The organism is Marmoricola sp. OAE513, from assembly GCF_040546585.1.
Lineage (GTDB): Bacteria > Actinomycetota > Actinomycetes > Propionibacteriales > Nocardioidaceae > Marmoricola.
In genome coordinates this window covers 2498553-2517825 of record NZ_JBEPOC010000001.1, presented here as the reverse complement: position 1 = coordinate 2517825, position 19273 = coordinate 2498553, and the positions used below count along the sequence as shown (strand labels likewise).

23 protein-coding genes and 1 tRNA gene are annotated in these 19273 nt (G+C 69.5%); 12 read left to right on the top strand and 12 right to left on the bottom strand.

Features of this window, described 5'->3' with window-relative positions:
* Positions 1-69: 69 nt before the first annotated feature.
* The 5 genes from ABIE44_RS12750 to ABIE44_RS12730 are packed head-to-tail and all read right to left on the bottom strand — an operon-like array spanning position 70 to position 4272.
* Positions 70-669 carry a GNAT family N-acetyltransferase gene (locus ABIE44_RS12750; protein ID WP_209717175.1) on the bottom strand — a complete coding sequence of 200 codons (600 nt, stop codon included), beginning with the start codon at positions 667-669 and terminating at the stop codon, positions 70-72.
* On the bottom strand, positions 666-1160 hold the full coding sequence (locus ABIE44_RS12745) for a MogA/MoaB family molybdenum cofactor biosynthesis protein (RefSeq protein ID WP_354438059.1): 495 nt from the start codon (positions 1158-1160) through the stop codon (positions 666-668). The genes ABIE44_RS12750 and ABIE44_RS12745 overlap by 4 nt, the downstream gene beginning before the upstream one ends.
* Entirely contained in the window at positions 1145-1618 is a 474-nt protein-coding gene (moaC, locus tag ABIE44_RS12740) for a cyclic pyranopterin monophosphate synthase MoaC (protein WP_209717178.1), read from the bottom strand. Before moaC ends, ABIE44_RS12745 begins: the two co-directional genes overlap by 16 nt.
* The gene (gene glp, locus ABIE44_RS12735; RefSeq protein ID WP_354438058.1) at positions 1618-2856 is read right to left on the bottom strand and encodes a molybdotransferase-like divisome protein Glp; all 1239 of its coding nucleotides are present in this window, start codon (positions 2854-2856) and stop codon (positions 1618-1620) included. Before glp ends, moaC begins: the two co-directional genes overlap by 1 nt.
* Positions 2857-2892: 36 nt before the next feature.
* A complete protein-coding gene (locus ABIE44_RS12730; RefSeq protein ID WP_209717185.1) occupies positions 2893-4272 on the bottom strand; it encodes a UTP--glucose-1-phosphate uridylyltransferase in 1380 nt (459 codons plus the stop codon).
* A gap of 26 nt (positions 4273-4298) precedes the next feature.
* On the opposite strand from ABIE44_RS12730, the gene ABIE44_RS12725 reads away from it, so the two are divergent.
* The 4 genes from ABIE44_RS12725 (at position 4299) to ABIE44_RS12710 (ending at position 6367) form a co-directional block, all read left to right on the top strand.
* On the top strand, positions 4299-4889 hold the full coding sequence (locus tag ABIE44_RS12725) for a 5-formyltetrahydrofolate cyclo-ligase (protein ID WP_209717188.1): 591 nt from the start codon (positions 4299-4301) through the stop codon (positions 4887-4889).
* Positions 4890-4955: 66 nt separating this feature from the next.
* Positions 4956-5258: an FmdB family zinc ribbon protein gene (locus tag ABIE44_RS12720; protein ID WP_209717191.1), complete on the top strand. Its 303-nt coding sequence runs from the start codon at positions 4956-4958 to the stop codon at positions 5256-5258.
* 66 nt (positions 5259-5324) lie between these two features.
* Positions 5325-5954 (top strand): SAF domain-containing protein, encoded by a 630-nt coding sequence (locus tag ABIE44_RS12715; protein ID WP_209717194.1) that lies wholly within the window; start codon positions 5325-5327, stop codon positions 5952-5954.
* A gap of 65 nt (positions 5955-6019) precedes the next feature.
* A complete protein-coding gene (locus ABIE44_RS12710; RefSeq protein WP_209717197.1) occupies positions 6020-6367 on the top strand; it encodes an MscL family protein in 348 nt (115 codons plus the stop codon).
* A 33-nt stretch (positions 6368-6400) separates the two neighbouring features.
* Here ABIE44_RS12710 and ABIE44_RS12705 read toward each other — a convergent pair whose 3' ends face one another.
* The 4 genes from ABIE44_RS12705 to ABIE44_RS12690 form a co-directional block, all read right to left on the bottom strand.
* The gene (locus tag ABIE44_RS12705) at positions 6401-6586 is read right to left on the bottom strand and encodes a hypothetical protein (RefSeq protein ID WP_209717199.1); all 186 of its coding nucleotides are present in this window, start codon (positions 6584-6586) and stop codon (positions 6401-6403) included.
* Positions 6586-7500 (bottom strand): NAD-dependent epimerase/dehydratase family protein, encoded by a 915-nt coding sequence (locus ABIE44_RS12700; protein ID WP_209717202.1) that lies wholly within the window; start codon positions 7498-7500, stop codon positions 6586-6588. The genes ABIE44_RS12705 and ABIE44_RS12700 overlap by 1 nt, the downstream gene beginning before the upstream one ends.
* A gap of 69 nt (positions 7501-7569) precedes the next feature.
* The gene (locus ABIE44_RS12695; RefSeq protein WP_209717205.1) at positions 7570-8781 is read right to left on the bottom strand and encodes an LCP family protein; all 1212 of its coding nucleotides are present in this window, start codon (positions 8779-8781) and stop codon (positions 7570-7572) included.
* A gap of 130 nt (positions 8782-8911) precedes the next feature.
* Positions 8912-9517: a phosphatase PAP2 family protein gene (locus ABIE44_RS12690; RefSeq protein ID WP_209717208.1), complete on the bottom strand. Its 606-nt coding sequence runs from the start codon at positions 9515-9517 to the stop codon at positions 8912-8914.
* Between the two features lie 124 nt (positions 9518-9641).
* Here ABIE44_RS12690 and ABIE44_RS12685 point away from each other — a divergent pair.
* A tRNA-Arg gene (locus tag ABIE44_RS12685) sits at positions 9642-9717 on the top strand.
* Positions 9718-9729: 12 nt separating this feature from the next.
* On the opposite strand, the gene ABIE44_RS12680 is transcribed toward ABIE44_RS12685, so the two are convergent.
* Positions 9730-10161: a hypothetical protein gene (locus ABIE44_RS12680; RefSeq protein WP_209717211.1), complete on the bottom strand. Its 432-nt coding sequence runs from the start codon at positions 10159-10161 to the stop codon at positions 9730-9732.
* A gap of 86 nt (positions 10162-10247) precedes the next feature.
* Positions 10248-11291, bottom strand: a complete 1044-nt coding sequence (locus tag ABIE44_RS12675; protein ID WP_209717214.1) for an iron-siderophore ABC transporter substrate-binding protein — start codon at positions 11289-11291, stop codon at positions 10248-10250.
* A gap of 78 nt (positions 11292-11369) precedes the next feature.
* Here ABIE44_RS12675 and ABIE44_RS12670 point away from each other — a divergent pair, with 78 nt between their 5' ends.
* The 7 genes from ABIE44_RS12670 (at position 11370) to efeB (ending at position 18020) form a co-directional block, all read left to right on the top strand.
* Positions 11370-12452: a FecCD family ABC transporter permease gene (locus ABIE44_RS12670; protein ID WP_354438057.1), complete on the top strand. Its 1083-nt coding sequence runs from the start codon at positions 11370-11372 to the stop codon at positions 12450-12452.
* Entirely contained in the window at positions 12449-13486 is a 1038-nt protein-coding gene (locus ABIE44_RS12665; RefSeq protein WP_209717217.1) for a FecCD family ABC transporter permease, read from the top strand. Before ABIE44_RS12670 ends, ABIE44_RS12665 begins: the two co-directional genes overlap by 4 nt.
* 5 nt (positions 13487-13491) lie before the next feature.
* The gene (locus tag ABIE44_RS12660; protein ID WP_209717220.1) at positions 13492-14307 is read left to right on the top strand and encodes an ABC transporter ATP-binding protein; all 816 of its coding nucleotides are present in this window, start codon (positions 13492-13494) and stop codon (positions 14305-14307) included.
* Between the two features lie 66 nt (positions 14308-14373).
* Positions 14374-14553, top strand: a complete 180-nt coding sequence (locus ABIE44_RS12655; RefSeq protein WP_209717223.1) for a CsbD family protein — start codon at positions 14374-14376, stop codon at positions 14551-14553.
* Between the two features lie 159 nt (positions 14554-14712).
* The gene (gene efeU / locus ABIE44_RS12650; RefSeq protein ID WP_209717226.1) at positions 14713-15567 is read left to right on the top strand and encodes an iron uptake transporter permease EfeU; all 855 of its coding nucleotides are present in this window, start codon (positions 14713-14715) and stop codon (positions 15565-15567) included.
* Positions 15568-15597: 30 nt separating this feature from the next.
* Positions 15598-16755, top strand: coding sequence for an iron uptake system protein EfeO (gene efeO, locus ABIE44_RS12645; protein ID WP_209717229.1), 1158 nt, complete (start codon positions 15598-15600; stop codon positions 16753-16755).
* Entirely contained in the window at positions 16752-18020 is a 1269-nt protein-coding gene (gene efeB / locus ABIE44_RS12640; RefSeq protein ID WP_209717233.1) for an iron uptake transporter deferrochelatase/peroxidase subunit, read from the top strand. The genes efeO and efeB overlap by 4 nt, the downstream gene beginning before the upstream one ends.
* A 31-nt stretch (positions 18021-18051) precedes the next feature.
* On the opposite strand, the gene ABIE44_RS12635 is transcribed toward efeB, so the two are convergent.
* On the bottom strand, positions 18052-19230 hold the full coding sequence (locus tag ABIE44_RS12635) for a saccharopine dehydrogenase family protein (RefSeq protein ID WP_209717236.1): 1179 nt from the start codon (positions 19228-19230) through the stop codon (positions 18052-18054).
* Positions 19231-19273 lie beyond the last annotated feature (43 nt).

Genomic DNA, 19273 nt, shown 5'->3' with positions numbered 1-19273 from the left:
GCCAGTGGGGTCAGGGTGATGTAACGAGATCGGTGTGTCGCGAGGTGACTCCTGTGACTTGTGAGGTTTTCACGAGTCGAGGCGGGCGACCAGTCCCCTCGGGCACTCCTCGCGGGTGATGGCGAAGAGGCGGTGGTCGCGCCAGTCGCCGTCGATGTGCAGGAAGCGCGGCGCGTAACCGTACTCGGCGATGCCGAGCTTCTCCACGACCCGCAGCGACGCGACGTTCTCGGGACGGATGGCGATCTCGATGCGGTGCAGCCGGAGGACGAAGAAGCAGTGGTCGACCGCCATGGCGACCGACCGCGTGATCAGGCCCCTGCCGGCCACGGCCTCGTCGATCCAGTAGCCGATGGTGGCGAACTGGCCCGATCCGCGGGTGATGTTGTTGACCGTGAGCTGACCGACGAAGCGGCCGTCGTACTCCACGGCGAACGGCAGCTGCCTCCCCTCGCGCGCTTCGGCAGACATCGCCCGCACCATCGCTCCGAAGGTCCGCGGACGCGCGTTCGAGCCAGGGGGCGTGGTCGCGTCCCAGCGCGAGAGCCAGGCCACGTTGCGCTCGCGCACCTCCCGCCAGGCTCGTCGGTCACGCACCGAGAGCGGACGCAGCCGAAGTCGGTCGTGCTCGAGGACAGCAGGCCAGGCACGGCCCTGCCGGTTGCTCAATGGTCGCTCCCCGGGATCTGCTCGACCGCGTGCCGCAGCAGCGGCATCACGACGGCAAGGCCGTCCTTCACCCCGCCACGGGAGCCCGGCAGGTTCACCACGAGCGCTTCGCCGCTGACGCCGGCCAGGCCACGCGAGAGCGCTGCGGTCGGAACGCCGTTGCTGACGCCGTACGCACGGATCGCCTCGGCGATGCCGGGGACCTCGCGGTCGAGCAGCGCCCGGGTCACCTCGGGGGTGCGGTCGGTCGGGGTCAGTCCGGTGCCGCCGGTGGTCAGCACGGCGCGGGCACCGTCGGCGATCGCAGCGAGGATGGCCCGTCCGACCGGCTCGCCGTCGGCGACGACGTACGGACCCAGCACATTCCAGCCGTCGGCCGTGAGGGCCTCGACGATCACCGGTCCGGTGGTGTCGGCGTAGACCCCGGCCGCGGCGCGGTTCGAGGCCACGACGACGGCAGCCGTCAGGTCTCCGGTCACGGCCGCTGCCACGGGCCGCTCTTCCCACCGGTCTTGGACTCCACCCGTACGTCGGTGATCACGGCCGCCTTGTCGACCGCCTTGACCATGTCGACCACGGTCAGAGCGGCGACGGACACGGCGGTGAGGGCCTCCATCTCGACGCCGGTGCGGTCGGCGCTGCGCACGGTCGCGGTGATCGCGACGGCGTCGTCGAGCACCTCGAGGTCGACCTCGACCCCGGCGATCGCCAGCGGGTGGCACAGCGGGATCAGGTCCGGGGTGCGCTTGGTCGCCATGATCCCGGCGACCCGGGCGACGCCGAGGGCGTCACCCTTGGGCACGCCGTCACCGCGCAGCAGGTCGACGACCGTCGAGGAGACCAGCACCCGGCCGGTCGCGACGGCGACGCGCGCGGTGACCTCCTTGCCGGAGACGTCGACCATCCGGGCTGCGCCGGACTCGTCGACGTGGGTCAGCCGAGGCTCCATCAGTAGTCCCGGTCCAGCAGGATCACCGGCACGTCCGAGCCGGCCTGGGCCGAGGTGACGTCCTCGCCGAGGACGATCAGCGCGTTCGACCTCGACAGTCCCCCGAGCAGGTGCGACCCGGCACCACCGACCGGCGTGACCGTGGAGCCGCCGACCTTCGGCTCGAAGAGGCCGCGCAGGAACTGCCGCCGCCCAGGGATCGACGTCACCGGGCTGGTGATCTTCGCCCGGACCAGCGAGCGGGTGTAGGGCTCGCGGCCCATCATCTTGCGCAGGGCCGGGGCGACGAACATCTCGAACGAGACGTACGCCGAGACGGGGTTGCCCGGCAGCGTGAAGATCGGCGTCTCGTCCTCGCCGATCACACCGAACCCCTGCGGCTTGCCCGGTTGCATCGCGACCTCGTGGAACGCCACGGTGCCGAGCTTGGCGAGGGCTTCCTTGACCACGTCGTGGGTGCCCTTGCTGACCCCGCCGCTGGTGACGACGAGGTCGGCGCGGACGAGCTGGTCGCTGAGCGCCTCGGTGAACGTCTCCGGGTCGTCGGGGGTCGCTGTCACGCGGTAGGCGATGGCACCGGCCTGCCGTGCCGCGGCGGCGAGCAAGAAGGAGTTGGAGTCGTAGATCTGGTCCTTGCCCAGGCTCTCGTCCGGCTCGACCAGCTCGGACCCGGTGGACATGATCACCACGCGCGGGCGCGGCCGGGTGGCCACCCGGCCGATGCCGACGGACGCGAGCAGACCGACCCGACGCGGGTCGATCCGGTCGCCCGCGGCCAGCAGGACGTCGCCCTTGCTCACGTCCTCGCCGACCCGGCGGATGTGCTGGCCCTCGGTCGGCGCCTTGCTGATCAGCACCTGGGCGACACCGTCGTCGGTGTGCTCGACCGGCACGACGGCGTTGCACCCGGTCGGGATCGGCGCCCCGGTCATGATCTTGACCGCGGTCCCCGGGGACATCGCGAAGATCTTCGTCTGGCCCGCGGCGATCTCGCCGACCACGGGCAGGTGCACCGGCTTCTCCGGCGTCGCGTCGGCGACGTCGCGGAACACGACGGCGTAGCCGTCCATGGCCGAGTTGTCGAAGCTGGGAAGCGAGAGCGGCGAGATGATGTCGTCGACGACGGGGAGGCCGAGGGTCTCCAGCAGCGGTTGGTCGTACGCCGGGAGCTCGCTGATCCTGTCCAGGATCAGCGCAAGGTGTTCCTCGACGCTGATCGGTTCGTGCTGGTCGTTCAAGCTGGCCCCCTGTGACATGGGATCAACCCTAGGCCGTCAGTCCGAGAGGACCGTGCCCGAGTCGACCCGGCCGCGCTCTCCGCTGACCTTCACGGCGCCGACGACCTTCACGTTCTCGCCGAAGGTCCAGTCCCCGTCGACGACGAACGACTCGGCCTCGCGCAACGAGGGCGCCCCGGACTTGAAGCGCTTGTCGAAGTCGCCGACCAGCTTGTAGACGCCGTCGAGGTCCACGAACGGCACCGCGCCGGGTGCGTCGAGGACGAAGTCGGCGCCGATGTCGTACACGTCCGAGCGCAGCACCAGCAGGTCGTTCGTCGACTTCACCGGGACGTAGCGCTCGTTGCCGACCTCGATCGTCTGCGCGCCCGCGAAGATCTCGATCGCAGCGCCCATCGCGGACTCGATCTGCACGACCGGCGTGCTCGAGGGGTCGGACGGGTCGACCGTCTTGACGTTGCGGATCAGCGGGAGCCCGAGGATGCCGTCCCGGCTGGCGAGCACCTCCTGGAGCGCCGCAAGGTTGATCCAGATGTTGTTGGTGCTCATGAACTTGTGGCGGCTCAGGTCACCGAGGGCCTCCATGTCGCTCTCGAGCGTCTGCGCGGTCTCGCGCAGCACGATCCGACCGTCGCTCTTGCGGATCGCGAAGTGGCCGCCCTTGCGGTGCGACGGCGTACGACGGACGGCCTCGATCGCGAACGGCGAACCCGAGCCGGCGAACCACCCGGCCAGCTTCGGGTCCGGCACCGCGCCGAGGTTGTCGGAGTTGGAGATGAACAGCTGCGTGTATCCGGCGGCGAGGAGCTTGTCGATCAACCCGGTCGCGGTCATCGCGGTGTAGATGTCGCCGTGGCCCGGCGGGCACCACTCCAGGCTCGGGTCCTTGGTCCACGTCACCGGGGTCAGGTCGTCGACGCGGAGCTTGGGCTCCTTGTTCTGCAGGAACTCCAGCGGCAGACCGTCCACGGCCAAGTCGTCGTACCGGGCCAGCGCAGCGAGGGTGTCGGCGCTGGTGCGGAAGCTGTTCATGAAGATCAGCGGCAGCGGGGCCTCGTGCTCCTGGCGCAGGTGCAGGACCTGGCGGGCGATGATGTCGAGGAAGGACAGGCCGCGTCGCACGCAGAGCAGCGACTTCGCCCGCTCCATGCCCATCGAGGTGCCGAGGCCCCCGTTGAGCTTGATCACTGCGGTGGTGCGCAGCGCCTGTGCACCGTCCTGAGGCGCGACGTCGACGTCGTCGATCGAGGGCATGTCCAGCGGGTCGATGGTCGACTCCGGGATCATGCCGGTCTCGCCGAGCTCGAGCAGCCGGAAGTAGTGCGCGAAAACCTCGACGGCGAGGGGCTCCACGCCGGCGGCGATCATCTTCTCGCGGGCAAGTCCGAGCCCGGCGCCGCTTCCTGCATCGTTCATACCTCGATCGTAGGGTTGTTCCTGCCATGGCACACATCGAGCCCAGAACTCACGGCCAGAAGCTGGCTCTGCGCGACCAGCTGCTGACCGCGCGCGGTCGGCTCCCGGTCGCGGTCCTGGCCGAGCGGGGGGCCCGGATCAGCGACCTGCTGCTCGCCAGCCCCGAGGTACGCCGGGCGGCCACGGTCGCGGCGTACGTCTCGGTCGGGCGCGAGCCCGGGACGGGACTGCTGCTCGACGCGCTGCGCGCGGCCGGCAAACGGGTCCTCCTGCCGCTGCTGCAACCGGACAACGACCTGGACTGGGCGGCCTACGACTCGGTCGCCGACCTGGCGACCGCACGCCGCGGACTGCTGGAGCCCACCGGTCCGCCCCTGGGCGCCGGCGCTGTCGCCGGCGCGGACGTGGTGATCATCCCGGGGCTGGCCGTGGACCGGACCGGCCTGCGGCTCGGCCGCGGTGGCGGTTCCTACGACCGCGCGCTCGGCCGGGTGCCGGTCGGGACCTTCATCTGCGTCGTGCTCAACGACGACGAGGTCCTCGCCGAGGTGCCGGGCGAGGAGCACGACCGTCGGGTGAGCGCCGCGGTCACCGAGGAGCGGCTGTTGCGCTTCTGACGTAGGATTGGCACTCGGCACCATCGAGTGCCAGTCCCCTGTGCCACAGAAGAACCAAGGAACGCCGTGCCCACGTACCAGTACTCCTGCACCGACTGCGGACACTTCTTCGAAGCCGTCCAGAGCTTCAGCGAGGACTCGCTGACCGTCTGCCCCGAGTGCGACGGCAAGCTGCGCAAGGTCTTCAACGCCGTCGGCGTCGTGTTCAAGGGTTCCGGGTTCTACCGCAACGACAGCCGCGGCACGTCGAGCTCCACGTCACCCGCGTCCTCGACCTCCCCGGACAGCAGCTCGTCCAGCTCGAGCACCACGTCGACGTCCACCAGCTCGTCGAGCTCCTCGGGCAGCTCGAGCACCACCTCCGCCTGAGCGGACTTCTCCACAGCCCCAGCGACCCTCGCGTCGCGGGCTCGGCGTGATCCCTAGCGTCGGGCGGTGCCCACCACGACCCGCCTGCTCGAGCAGGCACGCCGCCGCGTCCTCATCCACCGACGCGCCCTGATCGCTGTCGCCGTTGCCCTCCTGGTGTGGTCGACGCTCCGGACGCTGCACCCCGCCGAGCCGCCGTCGGTCACCGTGTGGGCCGCGGCACGAGACCTACCTGCCGGCACCGTGCTCGAGGCAGGCGACCTGCGACGCACGAGCTGGTCCGCGGATGATCCACCGGTGGCTGCCCACGACCGCGCCACCCTGCTCGGCCGGACGCTGGCAGGGCCGCTCGGAGAAGGCGAGATCGCGACGACCACCGACCTGGTCGGCAGCGAGCGGATGGCGGGGTACCCCGGGAAGTCGGCCGTCCCGATCAGGATCCCCGATGCCGACGCCGCCGGGCTGCTCCGGATCGGTGACGAGGTCGACCTCGTCAGCAGCGACCCGCAATCGCGCGGCCCGGGTACGCGGCTCGTCGACGACGCGATCGTGCTGGCGCTGCCCCGTGCCGGGAGCACCGGGAGCTCTCCCGCCCTGACCGGGCGGCTGGTGCTGTTCGCCGTCCCGACGGCCGACGTGGCCGAGATCGCGAGCGCCGCCTCGACCCTCTTCCTCACCGTCATTTGGAATCGGTAGCGTGGGGTCCGGTTCCGGATATTCGTCCGTCCGGTCCGTCGTCACTGGGCTAGAAGGAGAAACAGATGAGTGGGTTCAAGGCGTTCATCCTGCGCGGCAACCTGGTCGACCTGGCGGTCGCAGTGATCATCGGCGCCGCGTTCGGCACCGTGGTCAGCACCTTCACGAACTGGCTCACCGCCCAGATGCCCAAGGGCGCCGAGGAGGTCTTCAGCAACAAGGAGAACACCTTCGGCGCGTTCCTCAACGCCGTGATCGCGTTCGTGATCCTGGCCGCGGTCGTCTACTTCGCCGTCGTGCTGCCGTACACGAAGGCCAAGGCGCGCTTCTTCCCCTCCGAGGCCGCCGGCAAGCCCGCCGACATCGCGCTGCTCGAGGAGATCCGCGACCTGCTGGCTGCCAACAAGGCCTGACGACCCCGTTGGTTGAGCTTGTCGAAACCAGGCTCAGCCGTGGTGCGGCGGGACCTGGCGCTTCAGCCATTCCTCGGAGGCATTCACGTCGCCCCGGTCGCCCTCCGACGCGTCGTCCCGGGTCTGCTCCGGCAGCACCTCGCCGAACACCTCGGCGAGCCGACGGCGACGCGCTGCGCGCTCGGCCGGCGTGAGCCCGGAAGTCGACTCGGCAGCCATCAGACCGCGACCGTGCTGTCCAGCGCGGCGTCGAACCAGGCCGGGTCGAACGCCGGACGGGTCGGCTGCCAGCCCGTCTGCGCGATGAAGTGGTCCGAGGAGATCCGCAGCGAGCGGGTCATCGGCTCGATCCTGCTCCCGGCCAGGCGGCGCAGCACCGGCCCGAGGTAGCCACCCTCCTCCGCCCCGACCGCCTTGGCGAAGCCCTCGACGAGCTCGGTACGGCGCACGGGTGCGGCGCCGACGTTGTAGACGCCGCTCGGCGCGTGCAGCGCGGCCAGCACCGCGGTCCCGAGGTCGTCGGTGTGCACCAGGTGGGTCCATGCGTGCGGCGAGCCGATACCGACCGGGCGGCCGTTGGCGGCCGCGCGCAGCCAGAACTTGGTCAGCGGGTCGTCGCCGAGGATGCACCCGAAGCGGAGCAGCACCCCAGCACGGAACCCACCGGCGTACTCCTGCACGTGCGACTCGCCCACCGCCACCGGCTCGGTGGTCGGGGTGATCTCGATCGGGTCGCGCTCGGTCACCCAGGAGTCGCCACGGTCGGCGTACAGGAAGCTCACGCTCTCCTGGACGACGCGACGGACGCCGGCCGAACGAGCCGCGGAGGCGACGTTGGCGACGGCCCGGGTGCGCAGCAGGTCGTTGTGCTTCCAGGCGTTCGGCCACGCAGCGGCGTACCCGACGGGAACCTCGGTGGCGAGGTTGACCACCACGTCAGCGCCGTCGTAGATCCGGATCAGCGAGTCGACGTCGAAGAGGTCGGCCGAGACCGGGCGTGCCCCGAGGCCGACGATCAGCTCGGCGTTCTCGGTCGACCGCGCCAGCACGTCGACGTCGTGCCCGGCGTCCAGGAGGGCACGCACCGCCGGGCGTCCGATGACGCCGGTGCCTCCCGACACGACTACCTTCACCTGGCCCATAGTGCATAACGAATCGATAACGCACAACAGTGCGACCGGTCGGCTCGTCCTACTCCTCGCTCACTCGTCCTCGGAGGTGCAGAGGCCGGCGGCCCGGAGCTGGGCGTCCTTCTCGGCCTTCCGCTGCGCCGCCTCGGCGGCCTTCTGCTCCGCGCTCTTGGTCGGCTTGTTCGTCGGCGTACCGGTGGCGGATCCGCCCGGAGTGCCGCCCGGAGTGCCGGTCGCCGAAGCCGTCGCCGAGCTGGTCGGCTTCTCCGACCCCGGGCTGACAGCCTCGGAGCCGAAGCGACCGAGCTTGCGGTCCTTCTTGATGACCTCCCAGAGGTTCGCGGCGTCCGCGGACCACTGCAGCCGGTTCGGATCGGGCGCGTACGCCTCGAACGGGACGGTGATGAACTTGATCTTGTCCAGACCGATGTTCTTGAGCTGGTTGCCGATGCTGGCCAGCAGCTTGATGTTGGTCTGCGGGTCCGTGGTCAGCGAGTTGGTCGCGGCGTTCAGGAACTTGATGAGACCGACCGGATTGGCCAGCGTCCCGGCCGACACCAGCTTCTCGATCATCGCCGAGACGAAGGTCTGCTGCCGCTTCATCCGCCCGATGTCCCCGGTCGGAGCGCCGATGTCGTGGCGGACCCGGACGTAGTCCAGGGCCTGCTGGCCGGTGACCTTGTAGGTCCCGGCAGGCAGGTTGATGTTGCCGACGTTGTCGTTGACCTCTTCGGGCACGCAGATCTTCACGCCGCCGATCGCGTTCACCATCGCCTTGAAGCCGACGAAGTTGACCACGATGAAGTGGTTGATCCGGATGCCGGTGAGCTGCTCGACGGTCTTGACCGTGCACGCCGGTCCGCCGAGCGCGTACGCCGCGTTGAACTGGGTCAGGCCGCCCGGGGACCATCCCGAGCCGTCCTTCTTCTTGCACCGCGGCCGCTCGACCATGGCATCACGCGGCAGGCTGACGCCGTAGGCGTACTTCCGGTTCTTCGAGAGGTGCAGGATCATCGTGGTGTCGGACAGGCCGGGAGTGTCGCCACCGATGCCCTTGCCGTTCGCGCCCTCGCGGGTGTCCGACCCCATCACCAGGACGTTCATCGGCTGGTCGTCGCCCGCGAAACGCTCCGCGGTCGGACGGTCGTCCGGGTCGAAGTCGACGTGCTCGATGTTTCCGTTCAGGTGTTTGAGGTACAGGACCCCCGCCAGCGAGAGCACCATCAGCAGCGCCAGGAACCCGATACCGATGCGCTTGAGGACCTTGCGGGTACGCGTCGGCACGCGGTGACGCGGTGCTTCGTCCGACACGCTCAGACCCCACTGACTCCACGGGCCCGACCCGCGATCCTGTTCCAGACCTCCCATTGTGGACGGTCAGCGGCGTTGTCCCAAATCCGCCGCAGGGCTCTGATCAGGACAAATACTGGCGAACCGGCACCGTCGCCGGGACCTCGCTCCACCCACGTTCGGCGGCAGCAGCCCACTGCAGCTTCACGCCGCGCGCGCTCGCGACCACGGTCGCGATCCACAGGAGCCCGAAGCAGAGCCCGGCGAGGACGTCGGTCAACCAGTGGTAGCCGAGGTAGATCCGCGACAGGCCGACGGCCAGGACGACGACGGCGCCGAGACCGACCGCCGTACGCCGCGCGCGGTCGGTACGCAGGGAGCGCCAGGCCACCATCAGGACCAGCCCCACCAGGACCGTCATCCCCATCGTGTGGCCGGACGGGAAGGCGTACGAGCTCAGCGCGTCGCCCGCCCTGAACTCGGAACCGGGTCGGTCACGACCGACCAGGTCCTTGATGCTGCCGCTGATGTCGCTCGCACCGACCATCCCGACCACGACCGCAGCGGCCTGGAAGGGACGCCCGAGCACCAGGGTGGTCGCGGCCAGGCCGATCATCGCCCAGTGCAACGTGCTGGCGTTGCCGAGCCAGGTGACCGACCACATCAGGTCGGTGAGGTGTGCGCTGCGGTGGTCGGCGAAGAACTCGGTGACGGCGCGGTCGATCCCCATGTGCTTCAGCGTCGGGATCTTCCCTGTCAGGGACCTGACGCTGGGTGATGTGTTACCTGTCCGTGAGTTGAACAGGACGTGGCGCGGGCCGGGACGCCGATCACCACTAGACTCGTGCGCCGCGGCCCCAGTAGCTCAGTGGATAGAGCAGCCGCCTCCTAAGCGAAAGGTCGCAGGTTCGACTCCTGCCTGGGGCACCAGCACGTCGCCGACTACGGGATCGGATCCGGGAGGCTGATGTTGTCGGGGCTCGTCGGCACGTTGCCGTTGGCGCCGTCCGCGTACGACTTGTACTTGGCATTGAAGGCCGTCGCGGCGGCGCGGTACCGGTCCGCTACGGCGTTGTACCTGTCCACCAGTCGGTTGTACTTGTTCACGGCCGAGGCGCTGTACCGGTCGAGCGGCTCCATGCGCCGGATCTGGTCCTCGTACGCCGAGGCGCTGTCGAGCATCGAGCGAAGTCTCGCCAGGTCTGCGTTGTACTCGACCTTCACGCTCTCGAGGTCACTCGAGCCACCTTGGTACGAGCCGTCGTACACGTCGTCGGCACTGCTCGGATTCTCCACAGAGCTGCACGAGCCGGCGAGCAGACAGGCGGCCGCCATCCCCGCGGCAGCTGCAGCGCGCACCAGTTTCTTCGTCACGGGCGCACATGCTGCAGGAGCCCGACCTCGGACGCCAGTGCCCGTCTAGGCCGCCCCGGTTCATGCTCATGCAATCCGCGTCTGACTCAACCCCTCGGGAACTCCTTCGGCGCCTTGCCCTCCGCCGCGAGCTCGAGCTGCGGCAGCAGCTTGTCCAGCGTGTAGCTGAGGCTCAGCGGCGTCAGGAAGTAGATCGCGCCAGCAAGGATCTCGTCGGTGTAGATCGCTCCACCGTTCTTCACCGCGCCCAGGTTGGCGATCGTCGAGAAGCGCTGGAGCTCGTCGAAGTTGCCCTTGTTCTCGGTGGCGAAGACGATCACGTCGTTGTCGATCAGGTCGACGTTCTCGGCCGAGATCTCGGCCTGCGAGCCCTTCTCGGGAGCGAACTTCTCCAGACCGGGGGTCATCGTGAAGCCGAGGTCGGAGAGGAAGTCGGTGCCCAGGCCGGCGGGGTAGACGTAGAGCAGACCCTCGTACGGCGCACCCTGCGAGAAGGTGGCGCCGAGCTTCGCGAACTCCGGGTGCGCGGCCTTGGCGTCGGCGTACTGCTTCTCGACCTTGGCGACCAAGGCCCTGCCCTCGGCCTCCTTGCCGACCGCCTTGGCGACCTGGACGGTCTGGTCCTGCCACGAGGAGAAGTACGGGAGCCCGCCCGGCTCGTTGGTCACGGTGGGCGCAAGCGCACTGAGCTTCTCGTAGTCCTCCTTCTCCAGACCGGAGTTGGTACCGATGATCAGGTCCGGCTTCAGGGCTGCGATCCGCTCGAACTGGAGCCCGTCGGTCTGGCTGAGCACCTCGGGCTTCGCGTCCCCGAGGAGCTCGGTCGCCCAGGGCCAGACCGCGTAGGGCTGCTCGCCGTACCACTCGGTGGTCGCCACCGGAACGACGCCGAGCTCCAGCAGGATGTCCTGCTCGGTCAGGCCGATCACCACGACCCGCTTCGGCTCCTTCTTGATGGTGGTCGAACCGAGCCGGTGCTCGATGGTCACCGGGAAGGCGCGGGCCGACGAGCTCCCGGCCTGCGTGTCGTCGTCCTTCGCGCTGTCGGAACCGCACGCGGAGATCGCGAAAGCGGCAAGGGCGACGCCGGCGGCAGCCAGGCGGAAGGTCAGGGTGCGGGTGCGACGCATGGAGAACTCCAGGAGAGAGACGGGTCCGAGGACGGACCCGGCAGCGGAAGATAGGTAAGGCTAGGCTAACTTAGCCGAGTGAGTCTCCACGCCGTCGGCGAGGTCCCCGATGCGGACACCCGGTCCGACCCTGCAGCCCTGGTCCAGGTCGGGCTGTTCCGCGCAGGTCCGGCGCGCGCGTTCGGGCTCGGCCTGCTTCTCGTCGCGTTGGCCGTGGTCGCGCTCGCCTCGATCCGGTACGGGTCCCGGCCGCTGTCCCTGGAGGCGGTATTCGACGCCTTCACCTCCTTCGACCGCGACCTGACCGACCACCTGGTGGTGCGGGACCAGCGAGTCCCCCGGACCCTCGTCGGGCTCCTGGTCGGCGTCGCCCTCGGGCTCTCCGGCGCGGTGATGCAGGGGGTCGCCCGCAACCCGTTGGCCGACCCGGGCATCCTCGGGGTCAGCGCCGGCTCAGCCCTCTTCGTCGTGGTCGCGATCTACGTTTTCGGAGTCACTGGCCTGCTCGGCTACGTCTGGTGGGCGTTCGCCGGCGCCGCGGTCGCCTCGGTTGCGGTCTACGCCCTCGGCGCGCTGGGGCGCGAGGGTGCGACCCCGATCAAGCTCGCCCTTGCCGGCACTGCCGTCACCGCGCTCTGCCAGTCGGTCACCTCCGCGGTTCTCGTCGTCGACGTCAACACGCTGAACCAGTTCCGGTTCTGGGAAGCCGGGTCGTTGGCCGGACGGACGAGCGAGATCGCAGGTCAGATGGCGCCCTTCATCATCCTCGGGAGCGGAATGGCCCTCGCCGCGGGGCCGAGCCTGAACGCCCTCGCCCTCGGCGACGACGTCGCCCGCTCACTGGGCCAACGGGTCCACCTGGCGCGCGGGTTCGCGGCGGTCTCGGTGGTCCTGCTGGTCGGTGCTGCGACCGCCGCCGCCGGCCCGATCGTCTTCGTCGGCCTGGTGGTTCCGCACGTCGCCCGGGCGATCACCGGACCGGACTACCGCTGGGTGCTCCCGTACAGCGGCGTGCTCGCCGCGATCCTGCTGCTCGCCGCTGACGTCGTCGGCCGGGTCGTCGACCGGCCGGGCGAGGTCCAGGTCGGCCTGATCACGGCCCTGGTCGGCGCCCCGTTCTTCATCGCCCTGGTCCGCCGCCGCAAGCTGGCCGAGCTGTGAACGACCGGGACGACCAGGCCCTGGTCCGCTCCGCACGGACCGCTGGACGCGGGCGGGCCGTCGTGGTCTCGGTGCTGCTCGCAGTGGTCGCCGCCGGCGCCTTCTGCTACTCGATCTCCGTCGGGGACTACTCCATCCCGGTGGCAGACGTCCCCCGCGCCCTGTTCGGGTACGGCGACAGTGCGACCGTGTTCATCGTCGGCGAGCTCCGGCTGCCCCGGGCGCTGGCCGCTGTCCTGGTCGGCGCGGCCTTCGGTCTGTCCGGGGCGGTCTTCCAGTCGCTGGCCCGCAACCCGCTCGCCTCCCCCGACATCCTGGGCATCACGGCCGGCGCGTCGGCCGCGGCCGTCTTCGCGATCATCGTCGGCAACGAGGCCGGGTCGGCGCTGTCGGTCGCGGCTCTCCTCGGCGCACTCGGGACCGCGCTGCTGATCTACCTGCTCGCCTGGAAGCGGGGGCTCTCGCCGTACCGGTTGGTCCTGGTCGGCATCGCGGTCTCCGCGGTGATGGTTGCAATCACCAGCCACCTGCTCACCCAGGCTCTGATCACCGACGCCCAGCGCGCCACCGTGTGGCTGACCGGGTCGCTGAACGGCCGCGGCTGGACCCAGGTCGAGCCGCTGCTGTGGGCGATGCTGATCCTGGTCCCCCCGACCTTGCTGATGACCCGCCAGCTGCGCACGCTCCAGCTCGGCGACGACACCGCGAGGGGGCTCGGCCAGCGGGTCGAGCTGTCCCGGGTGACGCTGCTCGTTCTCGCCGTCGCGCTGGCCGCGGCCGCCACCGCCGCCGCCGGACCGGTCACCTTCGTCGCGTTCGTCTCGGCGCCGATCGCGCGGCGGTTGGTGAAGGCACCGCTCGCGGTGGTGCCCTCGGCCTTGGTCGGCGCCGTCCTGGTGCTGGTCGCCGACCTCGCCGGGACTCAGCTGTTCGACCCGCGCGACCTGCCGGTCGGCATCATCACCGGCATCATCGGCGGGCCGTACCTGCTCTGGCTGCTCGCCCGCGCCAACCGCACCGGAACCGGAGGCTGACCTCGATGACCGTCCACCACACCCTCGCCGCAGCGAATCTGACGCTGGCCTACGACCAGGTCGAGGTGGCGACGAACCTGTCGTTGGAGATCCCGACCGGGAAGATCACCTGCATCGTCGGCGCCAACGCGTGCGGCAAGTCCACGCTGCTGCGCGCGCTGGCTCGGTTGCTGCAGCCGCGCGCGGGCACGGTGCTGCTCGACGGCCAGGACATCGGGACGCTGCCCACCCGCGAGGTCGCCACCCGGCTCGGGATCCTGCCGCAGAGTCCGGTCTCGCCCGAGGGCATCACCGTCGCCGACCTGGTCGCCCGCGGGCGCTACCCGCACCAGAAGTGGTTCCGGCAGTGGACCAGCGCGGACGAGGCGGTCGTCACCGACGCGATGCGAGCGACCGGGACACTCGAGCTGGCCCGGCGTCCGGTCGACGAGCTGTCCGGCGGTCAGCGACAGCGGGTCTGGATCGCGATGACCCTGGCTCAGGGCACCGACCTGTTGCTCCTCGACGAGCCGACCACGTACCTGGACCTCGCCCACCAGGTGGAGATCCTCGACCTGCTCGTCGACCTCAACCGCGCGGACGCCCGGACGGTCGTCCTGGTGCTGCACGACCTCAACCAGGCTGCCCGGTACAGCGACCACCTCGTCGCCCTGCGCGGAGGAAGGGTGGTCGCTGCGGGCCCGCCGGCCGAGGTGATCACCGAGTCGCTGGTCCACGACGTCTTCGGCCTGGCCTGCCGCGTGGTCCGTGACGAGGTGTCAGGAACTCCCCTGGTGCTGCCGATCGGTCGGCACCACCGACCCGGGACCGTTCACACCTAGGCACGTGTACGCCTCGCGCAACCGGGTAATGCTGCCTGTCCGAACCCAACCCGAGGAGGTATCAGCATGGGACTCGAGAACAAGGCTCAGGACCTGGCCGGTCGCGCCAAGGAAGCCACCGGCGCGGCGACCAACGACGACTCGTTGAAGGCCGAGGGCAAGGCCGACCAGACGAAGGCCGGCATCAAGGACAAGGTCGACGACGTCAAGGACAAGGTCAAGGACACCGTCGACAAGGTTCTCTGACGGGCCCTCAGGCCACGCAGACAGCGGGAGCGCACCGGGCGGTGCGCTCCCGTTCCTGTTTTTCGTGCGGTGAGATCTGGACCACGCCCGTTTGGCAGCCAACCGGGCGCAGGTGTTTACTTGTAAGGCAAGGCTTACCTGCTGAAACCCGGAGTTCACGTGCTCGGCAACTACTTGATCGGCCTGCGCGAAGGACTCGAAGCATCCCTCGTCGTGGTGATCCTGATCGCCTACCTGGTCAAGAGCGACCGTCGGAACCTGCTTCCCCGGATCTGGGCCGGCATCACGTTCGCGATCTTCGTCTCCCTGGCGTTCGGCGCACTGCTCACCTACGGTCCGCGCAAGCTGACCTTCGAGGCGCAGGAGGCTCTGGGGGGCGGCCTGTCGATCATCGCCGTCGGCTTCGTCACCTGGATGGTTTTCTGGATGGCCGGCCACGCGCGCTCCCTGTCCGGCGAGCTGCGAGGCAAGCTCGACCGCGCCGCCGAGGCCAGCTGGATCAGCCTGGTCGTGATGGCGGCTCTCGCCGTCGGACGTGAGGGCCTGGAGACCGCGCTGTTCCTCTGGGCCGCCACGGAGGCCGCCACCCAGGACGGCGGGTCCACCACGACCCCGCTCGTCGGCGGACTCCTCGGGTTGTTGACCGCCGTCGCCCTCGGCTTCCTCTTCTACAAGGGCGTGCTGAGCATCAACCTCGGCAAGTTCTTCAAGTACACCGGGATCATCCTGATCGTCGTCGCCGCCGGCGTGCTCGCGTACGGCGTGCACGACCTCCAGGAGGCGAACATCCTCAGCGGCCTGAACGACAAGGCCTTCGACATCAGCGCGACCATCGACCCGAACGGCTGGGTCGGAACCCTGCTCAAGGGCACCTTCAACTTCCAGCCCGACCCGACGTGGTTCCAGGCCTACGCCTGGCTCGCGTACCTGGTCCCGGTCATGACGATCTTCCTTCTCCGGCAGCGCACCCCGCGCACGCCCGCACCCACCCCGAACCTCCTCCCCCAGAGCTGACTGCTCGACCAACTCGAAAGGCACACCCCTGTGAAGCTCCCCCTGTTGGCGACCGCCTGCGCGCTCGTCATCGCTCCTCTCGCTGCGTGCAGCATCACCGAGGACAACGAACCCAAGTCAGGCAGCAACGCGATCTCGGTGACCTCGACCGACGACACGTGCAGGGTCTCTGCGGCCAAGGCCGAGTCCGGCACCGTCTCGTTCAAGGTCAAGAACGCCGGCGACAAGGTCACCGAGTTCTACCTGCTCGGCGAGGACGGCCTGCGGATCGTCGGTGAGGTCGAGAACATCGGCCCCGGCCTCTCCCGTGACCTCATGCTGACGGCGACCCCGGGCAAGTACTTCACCGCCTGCAAGCCGGGCATGATCGGCGAGGGCATCCGCGCCGACTTCACCGTCTCCGACTCCGGCAAGGACCTCACCATCACCGGTGTCGACCAGAAGGCGATCGACGCGGCGCTCACGCAGTACTCGAACTACGTGAAGAACCAGACCGGCGAGCTCGTCGCGAAGACCCAGGAGTTCGTCGACGCGTACAAGGCCGGCGACGACGACAAGGCCCGCAAGCTCTTCCCCGTCGCCCGGACCAACTGGGAGCGCACCGAGACTGTCGCCGAGTCCTTCGGCGACCTCGACCCGAAGACCGACCTGCGCGAGCGCGACCTCGAGCCCGGTCAGAAGTGGACCGGTTGGCACGCGATCGAGAAGGACCTGTGGCCCCCGGCGAAGGGCTACACCGCCTTCACCAAGGCGCAGCGATCGACGTACGCCGACGACCTGATGGCCAACATCACCACGCTCAACACCCGGGTCCAGGACCTGACGTACACCGTCGACCAGATCGCCAACGGCTCCAAGGGTCTGCTCGACGAGGTCGCCAGCGGCAAGATCACCGGCGAGGAGGACATCTGGTCGCACACCGACCTGTGGGACTTCCAGGCCAACGTCGACGGCGCTCGCGTCGGCTACGAGACCCTCAAGCCGCTGCTCGACGCGAAGGACGAAGCCCTCTCCACCGAGATCGGCAAGCGCTTCGCGGCCCTGCAGGTGCTCCTCGACAAGTACAAGGAAGGCGACGGATTCGTGTTCTACGACACCGTGACCGAGCCCCAGCGCAAGGAGCTCTCGAACGCGGTGAACGCCCTGGCGGAGCCGCTGTCCAAGATGGCTGGAGCGCTCACCCTGTGACCGACGCACCCCAGCACGACGTCTCGCGCCGGCGGCTCCTCGGAGTCGCCGGCGCAGGCGCGTTGGCCGGAGCCGCCGCGATCGGCGGCTACCAGCTCGCCTCGGCCGAGGAGGACGACGCACCGAGCGGCAGGAGCCGCACCTACCCGTTCCACGGGAAGCACCAGTCCGGGATCATCACCCCGGCTCAGGACCGGTTGCACTTCGCCGCCTTCGACGTCACCACCGACTCGCGCGAGGATCTGATCGCTCTCCTCCGGGCCTGGACCACCGCGGCCGAGCAGCTGACCAGCGGCAAGCCGGTCGGCGAGGGCACCGACCGCAACTACGCGTCCCCGCCGCTCGACACCGGCGAGGCGCTGGGCCTTCCCGCCTCGGGCCTCACCATCACCTTCGGCTTCGGGCCGACCCTCTTCGAGAAGGACGGCAAGGACCGGTTCGGCCTGCAGAGCCGGCGACCGAAGGCGCTCCAGCGCCTGCCGCACTTCCCCGCCGACGACCTCGACCTCGAGCGCAGCGACGGCGACCTCTGCATCCAGGCCTGCGCCGACGACCCGCAGGTCGCCGTGCACGCGATCCGCAACCTGGCCCGGATCGCCTTCGGCACGGCGGCGGTCCGTTGGGCGCAGCTCGGCTTCGGCCGCACCTCGTCGACCTCGACGAAGCAGCAGACCCCGCGGAACCTGATGGGCTTCAAGGACGGCACCGCCAACCTCAAGGCCGAGGACACGCCGAACATCGACACGTTCGTGTGGGTCGCCGAGGACGACGACCCGAAGGCCGGTTGGTTGGCCGGCGGGTCCTACCTGGTGGCCCGCCGGATCAACATCGCGATCGAGCCCTGGGACCGGACCTCGTTGAGCGAGCAGGAGGCACTGATCGGCCGCGAGCGGGCACACGGCGCCCCGCTGTCCGGCGGCACCGAGTTCACCGACCTGGACCTGAAGGTCGAGGGCACCAACGGTCCGCTCATCGGCATGGACGCGCACGTCCGGCTCGCACACCCGTCGCAGAACAACGGGACCAGGCTGCTGCGTCGCGGGTACAACTTCACCGACGGCTCGGACTCTCTCGGCCGTCTGGACGCGGGACTCTTCTTCATCGCCTTCGTCCGCGACCCCGGCAAGCACTACGTGCCGATGCAGAACCAGCTCTCGTCGCAGGACGGTCTGATGGAGTACCTCGAGCACCGGGGCTCCGGCCTCTGGGCGGTCCCGCCCGGGGTCAAGAAGGGCGAGTACGTCGGTCAGGCACTCTTCGCCTGACTCGGTTGGTCGAGCTCGACCAACAAGACCTTCAGTCCGTCACGACCTCGAACGTGATGCCGGCGGCCTGCAGCCGGGCGAGCAGGTTGTCGCCCATCGCGACGGCTGTCGTCACCTGACCCGAGGTGGGCGGGTTGTTGTCGAAGGCCAGCGACAGCGCCGATTCGGCGAGCATCTTCGAGGTCTCGCCGTAGCCGGGGTCTCCACCGGAGACGCGGGTGCGCACCGTCTCGCCGCCCCCGTCACCGACGAAGTCGACGGTGAACCAGGACTTGGCACGACGCGACTCCGAGGGACCCTCCCCCTGCTTGATCCGGCTCTTCAGCAGGTTGCGCAGCGGCGGGATGTTCGCGGCCACCACGAGCGACCCGACCGCGACCGAACCACCGATCGTGTAGCGCAAGGTCTTGAGCCCGGCGAAGTGCGCGTAGGTGAAGTCCGGCCCGTACGCCGGCAGGGCGGCAGCCGAGCGCACGACGACCAGGGGGTCGATCGTCGGCATCGGCAGCACCCAGAGGCCGAGCAGCGAGTCGCGACCGGGCTTGCCCGCGATGGTCCGGACCCGGCGGCCGCCCTCGGGCCGGCCCTCGCGCTTGCGCCGTTCGGCCAGCGCCTTCTTGGCCTGCGCCTGGCGTGACATGGCGCCCATCGCCGAGTGGAAGGTGCCGCCCGAGAACTGCGCGCCGCTGCGGACGACGCCGTAGACGCCGATGTGTCCGTCCGACGGCAGCTGCTTGACGGTGAAGTACGCGCCGAGGTCGTGCGGGATCGAGTCGAAACCGCAAGCGTGCACGATCCGCGCACCACTGGCGCGGGCGGTCTCGTGGTGGGCCAGGTACATCAGGTCGACGAACTCGGGCTCGCCGGTGAGGTCGACGTAGTCGGTCCCCGCGGCCGCACAAGCAGCGACCAGCGGCTCGCCGAACTCCAGGTAGGGACCGACCGTGGTGATGACGACGCGGGTGCTCTCCGCGACCGCCCGGATCGAGGCCGGGTCCTCCACGTCTGCCTGCAGCAGGGGCAGGTCCTTCAGCCTGGGGTTGAGCAGGGCCAGGCGTTCGCGCACGGCCTCGAGCTTGGCGGTGCTGCGGCCGGCGAGGGCCCAGCGGCACTCGGCCGGCGCGTGCTGGGCGAGGTACGCGGCGGTCAGCTCACCGGTGAACCCGGTCGCGCCGAAGACAACGATGTCGTACGCACGTGCTGCAGCCACATCTGCTCCTGGGATGACGGGACGGGAACCGGATGCAGCCTAC